This window comes from Arcobacter acticola, from assembly GCF_013177675.1.
Lineage (GTDB): Bacteria > Campylobacterota > Campylobacteria > Campylobacterales > Arcobacteraceae > Aliarcobacter > Aliarcobacter acticola.
Window position 1 is genome coordinate 1,529,039 of the sequence record NZ_CP042652.1, and the last position, 17,671, is coordinate 1,546,709.

The following is a 17,671-nucleotide window of genomic DNA, read 5'->3' on the forward strand; positions in this document are numbered from 1 at the left end:
TTACTTTTTAGTTTATATTATTAATAGCTTCAAAAACTTTTATTGCTTGAAAGTGCTCTTTTACGTCATGACATCGAATAATAGAAGCACCATTTCTAATAGATTCTAAATGAATAGCTATTGTTCCAGGTAGTCTATCTTCCACAACGGAAGGTACTATCATGTTAATCATAGATTTTCTACTAGCTCCAATTAAAAGTTCGTATCCAAAAAGAGAGAAATAGTTTAGTTTTTTAATTAGAGTTAAGTTATGTTCTAAGTTTTTGCCAAATCCAATTCCCACATCTAAAACAATATCATGTATTCCAAAACTTTTTGCTTTTTCAATTTGTTTAGAAAAGTAGTCATTAATTTCAAATATAACATTTGTATAAGAAGGATTATTTTGCATGTTTTTAGGATTGTTTTGCATATGCATAATTACAACTTTTGCATCATAAGAAGCTGCGATTTTACAAACTTCGTCATTTTGTAAACCTGTAATATCATTTACAATTTTAAAACCCTTGTTTAAAACATAATCTAAAACTTTTGGAGTATAAGAATCTATTGAGAAATCAACTTTTTCATAATATTTATTTTGATAGATAGTATCTACAATATCTTTTATTCGAGACAATTCTATATTTTCATCAACAGCAATACTTCCAGGTTTACTTGAAACGGCGCCAATATCTATTATATTAGCACCATCTTCAATCATTTTTTCTATTAAAAAAGAGGCTTGCGAATTATCAAATCTACTATTTTTGAAAAAAGAATCTTCATTTGCATTTAAAACACCCATTATTTTTGTTTTACAATTTTGCATATAAAACCTTTTTAGTGTTTGTTTTTTTGGTTAGCAAGAAATAAAAGCAGGGTTGTTAACACATTTATAGGTCTAGAGTTTAACTCTAATAATTTTATAGATTTTGAAAAGAAATCTAGTTCTTTATGTGATAACTTTATTTTTTGATTATTTACTTTTAATAAAATTGATTCAACAATATCTTTTGCTTCATTTTTAGAAATCTTTTGATTTTCTTTTAAAAAATTATAAATATCTTTTAAATCTAATTTATTTATATTTAATAATGACTCATTTTTTAAAAGAGATTTTTTAAGATACTTATATGGTAATCTTGAATAAATCGTAGGTAACATGGATGTTTTAGAGTTTGTAATTATAATAAATACTACATTTCTAGGAGGTTCTTCTAAAACTTTTAATAAAGAGTTTTGAGCTTCTTTTCTAAAAGTAGCACCACATAAAAATATATATTTTATATCATTTGAAGCTATATATGCCTCTTTTATTGCAAGATTTGCTTGTGTAATTTGAAATTCATCTTTTTCTTCATTTTTTATAATTCTTGTTGAGTGCAAAGGATATTTTGGAATTAATTCACTAAGTGTTAATTCAACATCATTTACTATTAAAATACAAGAATGATCAATAAAATTCAACAAATTAATTTTCCACATTTATTTCAGCAAATAAAGACGCACTTACTGATTTATTATATAATCTAAACATTTGTAAAAGTTTCATATCTAGGGCCTCATCATTCGATTTTAAATTAAAAGCATCTTGTTTTTCTTCATCAAATAACCATAAAAAAGAGTGTTTTAAAACTTTTGGAATAATGGCTCGTACATCTTGACTTCTTCCTATGTACCAAAAACAATATCCATTTGGAAATGAAATACTTAACATATCTTTTATATATGCTATATCTTCATCAGATTTTACTGTATCCATATATCTATAAAAAGATTTAAAATCATAAAATGGTAAAAATGGTCTATTTAATTTTGTTGAATTGATATTTCCTAAAATATACTCTAAAAACCATTCTCTTTCTTTATCTGTAACAACTATTATAGAGAAACCTCTTTCTAGTAGATTATAGATATTTTTAGAAACTAATGGAGTCCATTCATATTTTTTTTCCTCCAACCAAGGAGAGATAAGTCTATCTTCCCTGATTGTATCAACTGTCCAATTTAAAAATTCTTGCACTATTATTTATCCAAATCGTAAGCGTCGTGTAAAGCTCGAACTGCTAATTCTGCGTATTTTAAATCAACAATCATAGAAATTTTAATTTCACTTGTTGAAATAATTCTGATATTAATATTTTCATTTGCCATTGCAGTAAATGCTTTTGAAGCAACACCTGTGTGAGATTTCATACCAACACCTACAATTGATACTTTACAAATTGCTTCATTGTAATCAATATTTTCAGTATCTTTTTTAAATTTCTCCATAACGTTTTTACAAATTAATAAATCAGTTGTAGGAATAGTAAAATCTAAATCAGTTTTACCATCAACACCAACTGTTTGAACTATCATATCAACATTTATGTTTTCATCTGCAAGTGAAGTAAAAATAGCTGCTGCAATTCCTGGTTTATCAGTAACTCCATACATACCAACTCTTACTTGATTTTTATCTAAAGCGATTCCACTTACAACTGGTTTTTCCATAATATTTTCTTCCTTTGTTATTAATGTACCTTCAACTTCTGGCGTAAAGCTGCTTCTTGATACTAAATTTACATTTAATTTTTTTGCCATTTCAACTGATCTATTTTGTAATACTTTTGCACCCAATGATGCTAATTCTAACATTTCATCATAAGATATTTTTTCTAGTTTTTTTGCTTTTGGTTCAATTCTAGGGTCGGTTGTATAAATACCATCAACATCAGTATATATTTCACAAACATCAGCTTCAATAGCTCCTGCAATTGCTACAGCTGTTAAATCACTCCCACCACGACCAAGAGTTGAAACTCTTAGTGTATCTTGAACAACACCTTGAAAACCAGCAACAATTATAATGTTACCGTCGTTAATTGCTTTTTTCATTTCTGTTGTATCAATTGATTCAATTCTAGCTTTTGTATGTGCACTATCAGTGGTAATTCCTGCTTGTCTACCACTCATAGACATAGCTTTTAAACCCATTTCATTTAATGCAATTGATAAAAGCGCAGAAGTTACTCTCTCCCCTGAGCTTAATAACATATCAATTTCATCTAACTTTGGAGTTTTTGAATAATACTCAGCATATTCAATCAACTTATTAGTTTCACCACTCATCGCAGAAACAACAGCAATTACATCATGACCTTCGTCTTTAATTTTTTTAATGATATTTGCAACATTTTGAATTCTATCAAGTGTACCAACACTTGTTCCACCAAACTTAAGTACTTTTAACATCTAATTTTTTATCCTTTTTAAATATAACCTTCAGTTTTAAAATATTGTAAAACTTGTTTGTAAACAGTTCTTTTGAAGAAAGTTATATAATCATAAATATTTTTAGTAGGCACAAACTTATATTCGCTAAATTCAGGAAGCTCTGTGTTTATATTCACTCTAGCGCCTTTTTTCAATTTTACTAAATAGTATTTTTGTCTTTGACCATCGTAAGGATACATCCTTTTTGCAATGGCAGGAGGAAATTCATATGAAACCCATCTTGGGTATTCAGCAATAATTTCTATTTCCTTTGTACCGATTTCTTCTTCTAGTTCTCTAAAAAGTGCTTCCTTCGCAGTTTCACCCTCGTCAATTCCACCTTGTGGAAATTGCCAAGCATTTTCTACATCAGTTCTTGATGCAATAAATATTTCACATGTATGAGGATATTTTGCTGATAATACAATTGCTGCTACATTAGGTCTAAATTTTTTCGTCTCGTTATTAATTGTTATTTTAGTTTTATCAGTCATAAATATATTTTCCCTTATAATTAGCCAGATATTTTACAAAAACTAGGATTAAAAATTGCTTTTATATATACATATTCCCTTTTGTGACAGTAAATGTTTTTACTGCGCATTTAATTCATATACAGATAGATTTCACTTAAAACATGAATATATGAATGCATTAAAAATACAACTAAGAAATGACATAGAAAATTATATTATTAAAGATAATAAAAAGATTGAAACTGTTTTTATAGGTGGGGGAACTCCTTCAACTATTAAGGCTTTTGAATATGAAGAAATTTTTGAAATAATAAAACCGCATTTAGAAAAAGATGCAGAAATAACAACCGAAGCAAATCCTAATTCAGCCTCATATGAATGGCTTGAAAGTATGAATAAATTAGGAGTTAATCGTGTTAGTTTTGGTGTGCAAAGTTTTGATACAGCAAAGCTTAAATTCCTAGGTCGAGCGCATAGTAGTAATAGTGCTATTACTGCTATACAAAATGCTAATGAAATAGGATTTAAAGGGATTAATTGCGATATTATATATGGAGTACAAAATGATACTTTAGAGAGTATGAAAAAAGATTTTGACATGGCTTTTTCTCTTCCTATTACTCATCTTAGTGCTTACTCTTTAACTATAGAAGAAGGTACAAAATTCTTTGATAGATCTAGCGTGAAAATTGATGATGAAGAGTTATCATATGAAATATTTGACTATATAAATAACAAAGGTTTTCATCAATATGAGATTTCAAATTTTGCAAAAAACAAAGTTTCTGAGTCAAAACATAACTATGGATATTGGCAACATAAAGAGTATTTAGGAGTAGGCGCAGGTGCTGTTGGATATGTTAAAAATCAAAGATATTACCCATCTAAAGGTATTGAAGAATATATAAAAAATCCTTTAATAAATGAGAGAGAAGATATAAGTTTAGATGATATTAAAACAGAAAAAATACTACTTGGTTTTAGGTCTTTAAATGGTGTAGAAAAATCACTTTTTGATGAAAAAGAGATGAAAAAAGTAGATGATTTAATAGAAGGTGATAAACTTTACATGGAAAATGAAAGAATTTTCAATAAAAATTTTCTATTATCAGATGAAATTGCATTATATATTTTAGATTAATCATCTTAATAAACTTTATAATATAATCAACACTTTTAAAAGGTAAATAAAATAATGACTATAAAAGACACTATAAGAAAATATACAAATGAACTAAAACAAGTAACTCATATTCCAGCAAAAGAGGTTGAAATATTGATGTTACACCTTTTAGGAAAAAATACAATATGGCTTCATTTAAACTATAACGAAGAGTTTACAAAAGAAAAAGAGCTAGAAGTATTAGTTAAAAAAAGAGCTACAAATTATCCAATAGAATACATTATAAATAAGGCTTCATTTTATGGAGAGATGTTTATAGTAAAACCAGGGGTTTTAATACCAAGACCAGAAACTGAAATATTAGTAGAAAATGCCCTTGAAATTCTAAAAGATAAAAAAGAAACTATAAAAATGTTAGAAATAGGGACAGGAAGTGGAATAATATCTGTAATGCTTGCAATGTTAATTGAAAATATAAAAATCATTGCAGTAGATATTAATGAAAAAGCAATAGAACTAGCAAAAGAAAATGCCATAAAACATGGTGTTGAAAATAAAATAGAGTTTAGATTAAGTAATTTATATGAAAATGTAAATGAAGATGATATTTTTATGACTATCTCAAATCCTCCATATATTGCAAATGATTATAAACTTCCAACAAATGTAAAATACGAACCCTCAAATGCTTTATTTGGTGGAAATATTGGAGATGAGTTATTAAAAGATATTATAAAAGATACAAATAGTAAAAAAATCCCTTATTTACTTTGTGAAATGGGTTATGATCAAAAAGCACCTTTAGAAAACTATTTTAAAGAATTTAATATTGACACATATAATTTTTACAAAGATTATGAAAAATTTGATAGGGGCTTTACTCTAAAGTTTAAAGTTTAAAAAATAAAGAAATTAAAAAAAGGAATAAAAATGTTTAAAGAATTTAATTTAGAAAATTTAGAAAATTCAAAGGAATTAGTTGAAAATTTATTAAATGAAAATAGAGAAGAAATTAATGAATTATTAAAAATAGAAAATAAAACTTATAAAAATTTTGTTTTACCATTTCAAGAAATAGGGGAGAAAACTAGTGAATTTTTAACTCCAATCTTCCATATTGACTCTGTAAAGAATTCAGAAATAACAACAAAAGTATATGAAGAGTGTATGCCCGTTGTATCAAAATACGATACAGATATTTCTCAAAATGAGAATATTTATCTAGCTTTAAAAGATATACAGTCTAAAGAAAAAAGTAGTTTAACTGATATACAAAATAAAGTATTAGAAAATGAAATAAGAGACTTTAAATTATCAGGTTGCCACCTAGATAATAACAAAAAGAAAAGATTAGAAGAGATAAGTTTAAGACTTAGTGAACTATCTCATAAGTTTTCTCTAAATCTTTTAAATGCAACAAATGAATTTGAAATGATAATTGATAACTTTGAAGATGTAAAAGAAATTCCTGCTTCTGATTTAGAATTAGCAAAATTTGAAGAAGATGGAATTACTAAATATAAATTTACACTTCAAGCGCCCTCTTATTCTGCATATATAACGTATGGAACTTCAAGAGAAAAAAGAGAAGAGCTTTATAAGGGATATTGCACAAGAGCTCCTCAAAATGGAAAAATAATAGAAGAGCTTTTAGCTTTAAAAAATGAAAAATCTAAAATCTTAGGTTTTAATTCTTATGCACAATATTCACTTGCTACAAAAATGGCTTCTAAAGAAGAAGATGTTATTACATTTTTAGAAGAACTAGGTGAAAAAGCAAAAGTTAGAGCAAAAGAAGAATTAAATGAAATAAAAGAATTAGCTATAAAAGATGGAATAATTGATTTTAGATCAAGTGATATGTCTTATTATTCTGAAAAATTAAAAAAAGCTCAATATGATTTAGATGAAGAGTATTATAGACCTTATTTTGAACAAGAATCAGTTCTTAATGGATTCTTTGATTTCTTGCATCAAATGTTTAATATTAAATTTACAAAAGTAGATGTTCCTTCTTGGGATGAAAAAGTTAGAGTTTATGATTTAAGTGAAAATGATAAAACAATGGCTAGAATTTATATTGATTTAGAGGCTAGAAAAGATAAACGTGGTGGTGCTTGGATGAATAACTGGCATTCTCACTATAAAACTTCTGATGGAGAAATAAAACTTCCAACAGCATATATAGTAGGAAATTTTCCTCAATCTACAAAAGATACTGCTTCATTATTAAGACATTCTGATGTTGTTACACTATTTCATGAAATGGGACATGCATTACATCATTTATTAAGTAAGGTAGAAGAACCATTTGTAAGTGGAATTTCTGGAGTTGCTTGGGATACAGTTGAGTTTCCATCACAATTTTTAGAATACTTCTCTTATGATAAAGATGTTTTAAAATTATTTGCAAAACATTATAAAACAAAAGAAGTTCTAGATGATGTTGCAATAGAAAAAATTATAAAAGCAAAAAATTTCCAATCTTCATTATTTACAGTTAGACAAGTAGAATTTGCATTGTTTGATTTTAAGCTATATCAAAAGTTATACAAAACAGAAGATGAAGTACAAAATTTACTTGATGGAATTAGAGAAGAGTTCTCAGCTATGATTCCACCTTCATATAATAAGTTTCAAAATGGATTCTCTCATATCTTCTCAGGTGGATATGCAGCTGGATATTACTCGTATAAATGGGCTGAAGTACTAAGTGCAGATGCTTTTTATATGTTTATTGATTCAGGAAATATCTTCAATAAAGAACTAGGAATAAAATATAGAGATACTATTTTAAGCCAAGGTGGTTCATATGATATGGACAAATTATTTTTCGATTTTGCACAAAGAGAGCCAAGTGTTGATTCTTTATTAAAAATTGATGGAATTATTAGCTAAATTTTGCAATAATACGATAATAATAACAATACCAACAAGGATTTGATAATCATGACAAATGCAGAAACAATTACGAAATTAAATAACGCTTTAAGTACTTTAATTAAGGCATACGAAGAGCTTCAAGAAGATAATAGTAATTTAAAACTTAGAATTAATGAGTTAGAAGATGAAGTATTAGAACTAGAAGGTGCTAAAGAAGATTTAGAGAAAAATGTTGATGAATTTAAAAATCATACGCAAGAAGATAGATCAAACATTAGTACTATGTTAGGTAAAATTGAAAGTATATTAAATAGAAAAGCTTCAGATAATAGTAATTCTTCAAGTAATTCTACTCCAACAGCTTCTGAAAAAGAAAAGAATGAAGATAAGAAAGATGACGTGCTAGTTTTAGAAAGTACTCCTTTAAATAATTCAAGTTCTTCAACACCTGTTGCTCCTCAAAATGTTTTGAAAAAAGAAGAGGAAGATGTAAGTAGTAGTAATAAGATTGATTTAAATAGAATGGCATCATTGTTAAATGGATTTAATCACTAAAAAGCTAAGTAAAAAATGATTACTTTAGTAAATAAAGATTCCTTGTATAATATATTTGGAGTTCAAGATTTTGATTTGTTAGAAGGGGCTATAGATAATATGGCACCTTCCCTTGTAGAATACTATTTATCGAGCTTTTGTGATAGTTCTGATGAAATGTATTTTAACAAAAGAGATGTGGAAGAATCAATTTCAATAGGGGATTATAACTTATACATTGACTATAGTAAAAATATCTATTTAGAAGTACTTCTAATGAATGATGATAGTACTCAAACTCTTTGGTAGGTATAATTTATAGAGATTAAATATTAGATAATATTAAATTTTCTATACCTTTACACTCACCAATATGTGGTAATAATATAAATTCTATTTCAGGATATCTTTTTTTAAATTTTTTTATTTCTGCTGGAATATCTTCTTTTACATGTTTTCCTGCTGCTAGAAAATATGGAAATACTTTTATAACCTTACATCCATGTGTAATAGCTTTATTTATAGAAACAAAAATTGATGGTTCTGCTAGTTCTAAAAATGCATAAAAAACATCTAATTGTTCATCTTTTAAATTTTCTTTTATTTTGTCAACAATTCTTTTAATTTCATTATTAGAACTTTCTACTTTACTTCCATGAGCCACAACAATTAAAGCTTCCATTTTTCTTCCTTTTTATTTCTTATTTTAGTAGTTTAATTATAATTTAGTATTCGATAAATGTCAACTCATCAAATCAATTGTTGCTTTTAATCTTTCCTTGTCAAAGTGTGTATAAATTCTTGAAGTATTAATATCAGCATGACCTAAAGCTTCTTGAACTAATATCAAATCATGATGTTTTTGGTAAAGTAGGGTTGCAAAACTATGTCTTAACATATGAGCACCATTTTTTTCTTTCCTTATTCCTGCACTTATTAGTATATTTTCAACAATTCTACTAACATATGCCTGTGTTAATCTATTTCCTGATTTGTTACAAACTAATAAATCACTGTTACAAACTCTAATATTAAGCCAATTTTTTAATTCATCTTCTATTATTGAAGATTTAATCATTACAATTCTTGGTTTATTTCCTTTTCCTTTTATTTGTAAAACATAGACATTATCTTCTTTAAACATGTCTTTTAGTTTTAAATTAAGAATTTCACTAACCCTAATACCTGTATAAATAATGATTTTTAAAATAAGCCTATTTCGATAAGCTATATTTTCAGTAAACTCAAAATCATCAATCTCACTTAAAAATCTATCTATTTCACTTTTATTCATGTAAGAGGGTAGTTTAGTACCACTTTTTCCGCTTAATCCACCCCAGTTTTTTAACTCTATTTTATATAAATATGAACTACCATCTTCATTTTGGTTTTGTTTATCTATATATGAGAACAAAGCAAGTAGGGCAATTCTATGATTTTTTTTTGAAGCATCTGATAATGAACTAGTTTCTGATGCTAAAAAATCACTTAGTAATTCTTCATCAATTTCTTTCATTGAAGCAAGTCCTAGATTAGCTATGAAATTGTATAGCTTTAAAAGAGGGTTAAAATATGTATTTATTCCACTTAAACCTATATTTCTAGCATCTTTTACAATAATAGACAATTCATCTATACTTTTTGTACCTTTTACTAATGATTGAATAATAAAAGCTAAACGTTCTTTGTCAGTTACTTGTCTATTTGATAAGGTTGTTAATTTGTACCTTATAAATCTTTCAATCCAAAATAAAAGAGTTCTATCAAAACTATTTGTAAAATCTAAGTCATATCTCATGCATGTATCCATTTGTTAAGTATTGTTGTATAAAGTGTTATTATAAGTGATTCTATCATAAGTATATTTAATTAGTATTGAAAACTATAATTTTCAAACTAATTTATATAAAAGAGAAAGTACTACTATTTTCTTTTTCCTTTTGCAAAATCTATAATATAATCAGCTATTTGATCTAAATGAATTATATCTTTCACTGCACCTGCTTGAATAGCTTTCATAGGCATTCCAAAAACAACACAACTTTCTTCATTTTGAGCAATTGTATATGCACCATTGTCAAAAAGTTCTTTCATAGCAATTGTTCCATCATCTCCCATACCTGTCATCATAATTGCCATTGCTGCAGAACCAATGTTATTATTAACAGATCTAAATAAAACATCAACACTTGGTTTATGCTGACTTACTTTTTTTGTATCTAAAAGTTTTGTTCTATATTCATTTCCGATTTTTTCAATAGTAAGATGCATATTCCCAGGGGCTAGATATCCATGCCCTCTTTCCAAAATCATTCCATCTGTTGCTTCACAAACAGTAACTTGTGAATAATCATTTAATCTATGAGCAAAAGAGTTTGAAAATCCATAAGGAATATGTTGTGTTATTAAAATAGGAGGTAAATCAGATGGTAATTTTTTAAAAACCCTAAGTAAAGATTCAACTCCACCTGTTGATGAACCAATTGCAATAAGTTTCATTCCGGGTAATTTTGAAGGGTTTGAAGGTATTACTTCATCGGGATGAATTTTATATTCAATATTTAAAGTATTTGTAGGAACTTTTTTAGTTCCTTTTGGTTTTTTTAAAGTATATCTTTTTAATAAGAATGTTAAGTTTAATAGTGTATCTTTAACTCTATCTTGAAAAGACTGCATAGATTCACCATTAGATGGTTTTGGGATAAATCCTACAGCACCATCATCAAAAATATCATTACCTCTAACACTTTCTCCTGAAATAATAACTGCAGGCATAGGGTGAAGTCTCATTAAGTTTCTTAAAAAAACAACTCCATCCATTTTTGGCATATTTATATCAATAGTAACTAAATCTGGTTCATATTCTTTAATTTTTTCTCTAGCATCAAAAGCATCTGTAGCAACACAAACAACTTCAAACTCATCAATAGAATTAATCATATCTTTAATAATTCTTCTCATAGAAGCTGAATCATCAATAACTAAGACTGTATACATCACTATTTACCAACTTCTTTTTTAATTTTATTAGAAAAGTTCTATTTCCATTTGAGGTTCTGCTTCTTTTTTATCAAAACCAAATAATTCAACTCCTCCAACATATTCTTTAAGAACAGGTGCTTTTGTAATCTCTTGTTGTAATGATTTTTCCTCTGAGTAAATTTTACTATCAGTTTCTGATTTTTGAGTAACTTTTATAAAAGTATCAAAATCATTTGCTAAAAGAATAAGACGACCATGCTCTCCACGTGTGTGTTCACTTAGAAGTTTAAATCCTTCTGATTTACAAAAATCCTTTGCAAATTCAACATTTCTAAATCCAATAGATTGAGAAGATAAATTTATTTGCATAATATCAGCACCACCTGATATTTTAGCAACCATATTAGTTTTTTTACAACCTAATTTATACATTTCATTTAACATAGCTTCAACAGAATAAAGACCATATTTCATATCATCATTTGTATTATTTGTCTTTGGTAATAAAAAGTGATTCATACCTTTTATTTTGGCTACTTTATCATAGAACATAATAGCAACACAAGAACCTAATAAGGTTTTAAATGCAATTTCTTCTATATCATTTCCAACTGCAAATTCTCCACCAATTATTGTGTGAGTTGAATAACCTTTTGTTTTTTGAGTAAATCTAATAGCTGAGGCTTTTTCGATACTTCCATCTTTATGACCAATAATAATCATATGATATCCTTTTCTTTAACAAAGATATTTTGCCCTACTCTTTTTACATAGTGAACTAAATCTTGAGGATTTTCAGAATGTCCTAAGTATAAAGTACCACCAATCTTTAAGTGTTTAAATAGTTTTTTTAGAATTTTATTCTGATCTTCTGATGAAAAATATATCAAAACATTTCTACAAAAAATAACATCAAATTGATGAGAGGAAAAAGGATATGTATTATCATTTAAATTCATAACTTGAAAAGTAATCATTCTTTTTAGTTCATCATTTACTTTAATTAAAACTTCTTCCCCCGCAAGATTTTTTTGAACTCTTCTTTTGAAATATTTTTGAGGTTTTATCCATGATGGAAATTCCTTTGATGATTTTGAATATCTATAAATTCCATTTGCAGCATATTCAAGTACGCTTGTATCAATATCAGTAGCAATAATTGAAGCTAATATATTTTTATTCAATTGATCTTTTGCTTCAAAAACACTCATTGCCATAGAGTAAGGCTCTTCTCCCGTTGATGATGCAGAACAATACATCTGTATTTTATTTCCATTATTTGCAAACATAGGAAGAACTCTATCTTTTAAATCTAAAAAATGAAAATCTTCCCTAAAAAAATGGGTTTTATTAGTAGTAAAAGAGTTTATAAACTCTGTTAAATGATTACCTTGTTCAATAGATTTTAATAAATCAACAACATCACCATTATAATTACAATTTCTTTTTAATTTATCAATTCTATTTGAAATCATAATATCTTTATTATCAGCTAGAGTAATGCCAGTTAAAGAATAAAGAAGTTTTTTTACTTTTTCATGAATTTCTTGTGTCGAATTACTCATTTAAATTATGAAGCCCTTTTTACAGAATTCATATCTTTTTCAACTTTTATTTGAGCGTTAATGATACCAATAACATCCAAAATTAATCCGATACTTCCATCTCCTCTTACTGTTGCTGCACCAATACCTTGTACACTTCTAAAGTTTTTATCTAAAGGTTTTACGACAACTTGATGTTGATTTAAAAACTCATCAATTGATAATGCAACTTTTGTATTTCCAGATTTTACAACTATTAACATTCCTTCTTCAAGTTTATTAAAACTTCTTTCTAAACCAAATAATTGATGTAATTTAACAACAGGAATAAACTCTTCTCTTAACATTAATAAATCTTGAGTCCCATCTCCAATCTTTTTAATCATTTCTGAAGTTGGTTGTAAAGATTCAACAATTGAACTTAATGGTAGAATATATTTTTGACTTCCTACTTTTATATCTAATCCATCTAATATTGCAAGAGTTAATGGTAACATTATTGTAATAGTTGTACCTTTTCCTATATGAGTATCTAGTTTAATAGCACCACCAAGTTTATGAATATTAGTTTTTACAACATCCATTCCAACACCACGTCCTGAAATATCTGTAATTTCATCCGCTGTTGAAACACCTGCTCCAAAAATTAGCATTGCTTTTTCATTTTCACTCATTGTGCTATATTGATTTTCATCAATTTGACCTTGTTCCAATGCTTTTAATGCAACTTTATCAGAGTTAATACCTTTTCCATCATCTTGGATTGTAATTATCATTTGACCATTTGCTTGTTCAGCTGAAATACTAATCGAACCAATATCGGGTTTTCCAGTTAATTCACGTTCACTTGGTGTTTCAATTCCATGATCTAATGAATTTCTAATAATATGCATTAAAGGATCTGTTAGACCTTCAATCATTGCTTTATCAATTTCAACATTATCTCCATAATGTTTAAATTCAACTTTTTTACCAAGTTTTTTAGAAATATCCCTAACAACTTTTGGAAATTTTGAATAAATTGAATCCATAGGAACCATTCTAATACTCATAATAGAATCTTGCATATCTCTAATATGTCGTTCTAGTAATTCAAGTCTTTCTAGTACTGAGTTTCTTGTTTTCGATTCTTCAATTGTAGAAGAAAATTGAGTTAACATAGCATTTGTAATAACTAAATCACCAACATTATTCATCAATAAATCAATTTTATCTAGATTTACTCTAATACTATTATTATTGTTTGAAACTGGCTTTTTAGAAGCAGATTGTTCATCATTTTCATCATTTGATACAACTCTTTGTTTTCTTACAGCTATATTTTGCACAGGAGCAGGAGTTTCTAAAGTAGGAGTTTTTTCCTCTATATCATTAATTATCATTTGTGAATTAGGTGTGATTTCTGGTACATCATCAAAAAATCCAAAATGTTCTTGATCTTCATTAGTTAATTTAAAATCACTATCTAAAGCATTTCTTGATATTTCTTCCAAATCTTCATCATAAAAACCATAATTTCTTTGATCTTCATCTAAATCATCATCTGCAAAAATACCATAAGCTTTTACTTTATTATCTCTTTGTTCATTTAATTCATCATCAAAAAAACCAAAGTTGTCACTATCTAATGATGTAGAATTTTCTTCTTTTTTTACTTCAATAACTTTTTTTACTTCTTCTTTCTTAACAACAGGTTCTTGTTCTTTTTTTGCAACATTACCACTTGAGTAAGCTCTAAGTTCTTGTAATAAATCAGTAGTCATGCTAGTAAATGTTTCTCTAGTTAATGTCTCTGAAACTTCAAGATCTAAAATTTCTTTCATTACATCTAGACCATCAATTAACGTTTCAGCCATCTCAGGAATAAACTCAATTTTGTGATTTCTTAATTTATCCATTAAGTTTTCAACATCATGAGTAAATTCAGCGAATAATGCTAATTCAACAGATGCTCCGCTACCTTTTAAAGTATGAACATCTCTAAAAAGTTGTCCCATTTCTTCATCTGTTAAAGAACCATTATTTTCAGCTTCCAAAAGTACATTATCTGCTGATTCGAATAATTCTGCGGCTTCTTCAAGAAACATTTCTCTATATTTTGATATATCAAACGACATAAGAGCTCCTTTATTTATCTACTTAAAACTATATTTACTGCTTTTAAAAGTTGATCCGGTACAAATGGTTTTACAATCCATCCTGTTGCACCTGCGGCTTTACCTTTAGCTTTCATTTCATCGCTTCTTTCAGTTGTAAGTACTAAAATCGGTTTTTTTGAATACAGTGGCACCTTTCTTAATTCACTAATAAGTGTTAGTCCATCCATATTTGGCATATTTACATCTGTGATAATTAAATCAAAATTAGCAGCTTTAGCTTTTGCTAAACCATCAACACCATCAACAGCTTCCGTTACATCTGTGTAACCACCTTCATTTAATGCGTAGTTAAGCATATCTCTTAGCATTGTAGAATCATCTACGATTAAAAGCTTAGCCATATTAAAACCCCTTAAGTTTTTAAAAATTTATTTATATTATACTAACGTAAGAAATATTAATTTAGGGTTAGAATAAAGATTATTTTTTGTGTTTTGATAATTAAATTAGAGGAATATTGATAAAATGGTGCTTTAAAAAGTTATTTGAAGTATTTTAAGAGTTTAAACAAGAGTAAGGATTAAAAAATCCTTAATTCTTAATTTATTATTTAATTCATTGATAATTCAATTCTATCTTTTTTAACTTTTAAAACTTTTACTTCAATTTCTTGTCCAACAGATAAAACATCTGATACATTAGTAACTCTTTCTTTCGAAATTTTTGAAATATGTAAAAGACCTTCTCCACCTTTTGCAAGAAGAATAAATGCACCAAAATCTACAACTCTTTCAACTTTTCCAAGAACAACTTCATCAGTAGCATATAGTTTTTCAAAATCAATATTTTTTGGACTATCTTTTCTAGCAGGCGCATTATTTGAAATAGTTTTAATATGCTCACAAGCATCTAAAACATTTTGTTTACTTCCACCGCTTACTTTTACCATTCCATTATCTCTATCTAAATCAATCGATACTGTGAATTTCTCAATAATTTCTTTAATAGTTGCCCCTGCTTTTCCAATAATAACCATTATTTTACTAGGATCAATTGCAAATTGTTCAACTAATGGTAGTGCACCACTTGGAATTATGTCAAGAGCTGCTTCTTCCATTAATACTAAAATATGATCTCTTCCTTCTTTAGCTTGCAATAAAGCCTCTTTTAAAACTGATAATTCAATACCACCAAGTTTTATATCCATTTGTAAAGCTGTAATTCCTTTTGAAGTTCCTGCAACTTTAAAGTCCATATCTCCATCATGATCTTCTAATCCCATGATATCTGTAAGAACAGAATAACTATCACCTTCTACAACCATACCCATAGCAACTCCAGCAACTAATCCAGAAATAGGAACTCCTGCTGCTTTTAAAGCTAATGAACCACCACAAACAGTTGCCATTGAAGAAGAACCATTTGATTCAAGAATTTCAGAAACTAATCTTACTGTTTCATTGTAATCATCATCAATTGTAGATTCAAGTGCTTTTTTACCTAAATTTCCATGTCCTAGTTCACGTCTTCCTACTCCAAACATAGGTTTAGCTTCACCAACTGAGAAACCTGGAAAGTTATAATGAACCATAAATCTATCTACTGAAGTTGATTTTTCAGTTAATATTTCATACATTTGTCCATCTTTTGCACCTGCAACTGTTGCTATTACTAAAGCTTGTGTCTCACCTCTTGTGAATAAACAAGAAGAGTGAGCTGATGGTAAAATATTAGTTTCAATTGAAATTGGTCTTACATCTTTAAGCCCTCTTCCATCTGCTCTTACTTTATCTGTAACTATCATATGTCTAACTATTTCTCTTTTTACAATTGAAACTGCTTCATAAATAGTTGAATAATCTAATTCATTTGTAGTGCAATATTCATTTTTAGAGATCACTTTAGCAACATCTTTTAATTGAGTTGCTCTTTCACTTTTTGCCAGTTTTTTAATAGCTTCTCTAATTTCAGTAGAGAAATTATCTCTTACATAATTAATTACAGATTCTTCTATTGTAAATTGAACTAATTCAACTTCAACTTGTTCTTTACAAACTGCTTCAAAACCTTTCTCATATGTTAAGTTAGCTTCATTAAGTGCATTTTGAGCAAATCCAATTGCTTCAACTAACATATCTTCATCCATTTCATTTGCATTATGAATTTTTGTGAAAGCTTCAATATCAACTTCAATTAATTCAGCAGAAGAAATAGTTTTCATTTCAATCATTAATAATTCATCTTTAGATCCAGCAACATATAAATCTAAAACAGAGTTTTCAATTTGTTCAGAAGTTGGATTAATTACATATTCATTTTCAATTTTTGCAACTCTTACACCACAAACAGATTTTCTAATTGGTAAGTTTGAAGTATATAATGCAGCATTTGCAGCATTTAATGCTAAAGTTTGTAAATCTACATTTTTATCAGCACTTAATACCATAACAGTAATTGTTGTAGGATAAACATAACCTTTAGGGAATAATGGTCTTAAACTTCTATCAATAACCCTTGAAGTTAAAGTTTCAAAATCACTTGGTTTTCCTTCTCTTTTAATAAAACCACCTGGTAATTTTGCTGCTGCATATGTTTTTTCAATATATTGAACAGTTAATGGAGTAAAGTCTTCACTTACTGGATTGTCAAATTCACTAACAACGCTTGCTAATACAACTGCATTTCCTAATTTTGCTAAAACTGATCCATTAGCTTGTTTAGCTACTTTATCAAACTCAAAAATCTCTCTTTTTCCACTTAATTCAAATTCACAAACTGTTGACATTATTT

The 17,671-nt window shown here is 27.6% G+C and carries 18 protein-coding genes; 5 read left to right on the plus strand and 13 right to left on the minus strand.

The annotated features are described in order from the left end of the window. Positions 1 to 7 precede the first annotated feature (7 nt). From folP to AACT_RS07835, 5 genes are read right to left on the minus strand one after another with little or no spacing between them, the layout of a single operon-like run. Complete coding sequence (gene folP / locus AACT_RS07815; RefSeq protein ID WP_172126265.1) at positions 8 to 811, minus strand: dihydropteroate synthase; 804 nt, start codon at positions 809 to 811, stop codon at positions 8 to 10. A gap of 11 nt (positions 812 to 822) precedes the next feature. After that, positions 823 to 1,449 carry a DNA polymerase III subunit delta' gene (locus AACT_RS07820; protein WP_228720457.1) on the minus strand — a complete coding sequence of 209 codons (627 nt, stop codon included), beginning with the start codon at positions 1,447 to 1,449 and terminating at the stop codon, positions 823 to 825. A 4-nt stretch (positions 1,450 to 1,453) separates the two neighbouring features. Beyond that, complete coding sequence (locus AACT_RS07825) at positions 1,454 to 2,005, minus strand: HobA family DNA replication regulator (RefSeq protein WP_172126266.1); 552 nt, start codon at positions 2,003 to 2,005, stop codon at positions 1,454 to 1,456. Positions 2,006 to 2,007: 2 nt separating this feature from the next. Beyond that, positions 2,008 to 3,219 carry an aspartate kinase gene (locus AACT_RS07830; RefSeq protein WP_172126267.1) on the minus strand — a complete coding sequence of 404 codons (1,212 nt, stop codon included), beginning with the start codon at positions 3,217 to 3,219 and terminating at the stop codon, positions 2,008 to 2,010. A 17-nt stretch (positions 3,220 to 3,236) separates the two neighbouring features. Further along, positions 3,237 to 3,734, minus strand: a complete 498-nt coding sequence (locus tag AACT_RS07835) for an RNA pyrophosphohydrolase (RefSeq protein WP_172126268.1) — start codon at positions 3,732 to 3,734, stop codon at positions 3,237 to 3,239. A gap of 55 nt (positions 3,735 to 3,789) precedes the next feature. Here AACT_RS07835 and hemW point away from each other — a divergent pair, with 55 nt between their 5' ends. The 5 genes from hemW to AACT_RS07860 are packed head-to-tail and all read left to right on the plus strand — an operon-like array spanning position 3,790 to position 8,565. Then, the gene (gene hemW / locus AACT_RS07840) at positions 3,790 to 4,857 is read left to right on the plus strand and encodes a radical SAM family heme chaperone HemW (RefSeq protein ID WP_172126269.1); all 1,068 of its coding nucleotides are present in this window, start codon (positions 3,790 to 3,792) and stop codon (positions 4,855 to 4,857) included. A gap of 54 nt (positions 4,858 to 4,911) precedes the next feature. After that, positions 4,912 to 5,739: a peptide chain release factor N(5)-glutamine methyltransferase gene (gene prmC, locus AACT_RS07845; RefSeq protein WP_172126270.1), complete on the plus strand. Its 828-nt coding sequence runs from the start codon at positions 4,912 to 4,914 to the stop codon at positions 5,737 to 5,739. Positions 5,740 to 5,769: 30 nt separating this feature from the next. Further along, positions 5,770 to 7,737: a M3 family metallopeptidase gene (locus AACT_RS07850; RefSeq protein ID WP_172126271.1), complete on the plus strand. Its 1,968-nt coding sequence runs from the start codon at positions 5,770 to 5,772 to the stop codon at positions 7,735 to 7,737. A gap of 51 nt (positions 7,738 to 7,788) precedes the next feature. Further along, the gene (locus AACT_RS07855; protein ID WP_172126272.1) at positions 7,789 to 8,277 is read left to right on the plus strand and encodes a hypothetical protein; all 489 of its coding nucleotides are present in this window, start codon (positions 7,789 to 7,791) and stop codon (positions 8,275 to 8,277) included. A gap of 15 nt (positions 8,278 to 8,292) precedes the next feature. After that, complete coding sequence (locus AACT_RS07860) at positions 8,293 to 8,565, plus strand: hypothetical protein (RefSeq protein ID WP_172126273.1); 273 nt, start codon at positions 8,293 to 8,295, stop codon at positions 8,563 to 8,565. A gap of 16 nt (positions 8,566 to 8,581) precedes the next feature. On the opposite strand, the gene AACT_RS07865 is transcribed toward AACT_RS07860, so the two are convergent. The 8 genes from AACT_RS07865 to AACT_RS07900 all read right to left on the minus strand — a co-directional run bounded on the left by AACT_RS07865 (position 8,582) and on the right by AACT_RS07900 (position 17,666). Beyond that, on the minus strand, positions 8,582 to 8,938 hold the full coding sequence (locus AACT_RS07865) for a sirohydrochlorin chelatase (RefSeq protein WP_172126274.1): 357 nt from the start codon (positions 8,936 to 8,938) through the stop codon (positions 8,582 to 8,584). A 60-nt stretch (positions 8,939 to 8,998) separates the two neighbouring features. Beyond that, positions 8,999 to 10,054 (minus strand): tyrosine-type recombinase/integrase, encoded by a 1,056-nt coding sequence (locus tag AACT_RS07870; RefSeq protein ID WP_172126275.1) that lies wholly within the window; start codon positions 10,052 to 10,054, stop codon positions 8,999 to 9,001. Positions 10,055 to 10,179: 125 nt separating this feature from the next. Beyond that, positions 10,180 to 11,253: a protein-glutamate methylesterase/protein-glutamine glutaminase gene (locus tag AACT_RS07875; protein ID WP_172126276.1), complete on the minus strand. Its 1,074-nt coding sequence runs from the start codon at positions 11,251 to 11,253 to the stop codon at positions 10,180 to 10,182. A gap of 30 nt (positions 11,254 to 11,283) precedes the next feature. Further along, positions 11,284 to 11,961, minus strand: a complete 678-nt coding sequence (locus AACT_RS07880) for a chemotaxis protein CheD (protein WP_172126277.1) — start codon at positions 11,959 to 11,961, stop codon at positions 11,284 to 11,286. After that, a complete protein-coding gene (locus AACT_RS07885) occupies positions 11,958 to 12,803 on the minus strand; it encodes a CheR family methyltransferase (protein ID WP_172126278.1) in 846 nt (281 codons plus the stop codon). Before AACT_RS07885 ends, AACT_RS07880 begins: the two co-directional genes overlap by 4 nt. Positions 12,804 to 12,808: 5 nt before the next feature. After that, on the minus strand, positions 12,809 to 14,899 hold the full coding sequence (locus AACT_RS07890) for a chemotaxis protein CheA (protein WP_172126279.1): 2,091 nt from the start codon (positions 14,897 to 14,899) through the stop codon (positions 12,809 to 12,811). Positions 14,900 to 14,913: 14 nt separating this feature from the next. Beyond that, positions 14,914 to 15,282, minus strand: coding sequence for a response regulator (locus AACT_RS07895; RefSeq protein WP_172126280.1), 369 nt, complete (start codon positions 15,280 to 15,282; stop codon positions 14,914 to 14,916). A 209-nt stretch (positions 15,283 to 15,491) separates the two neighbouring features. Then, positions 15,492 to 17,666 (minus strand): polyribonucleotide nucleotidyltransferase, encoded by a 2,175-nt coding sequence (locus AACT_RS07900; protein WP_172126281.1) that lies wholly within the window; start codon positions 17,664 to 17,666, stop codon positions 15,492 to 15,494. Between the last annotated feature and the right edge of the window lie 5 nt (positions 17,667 to 17,671).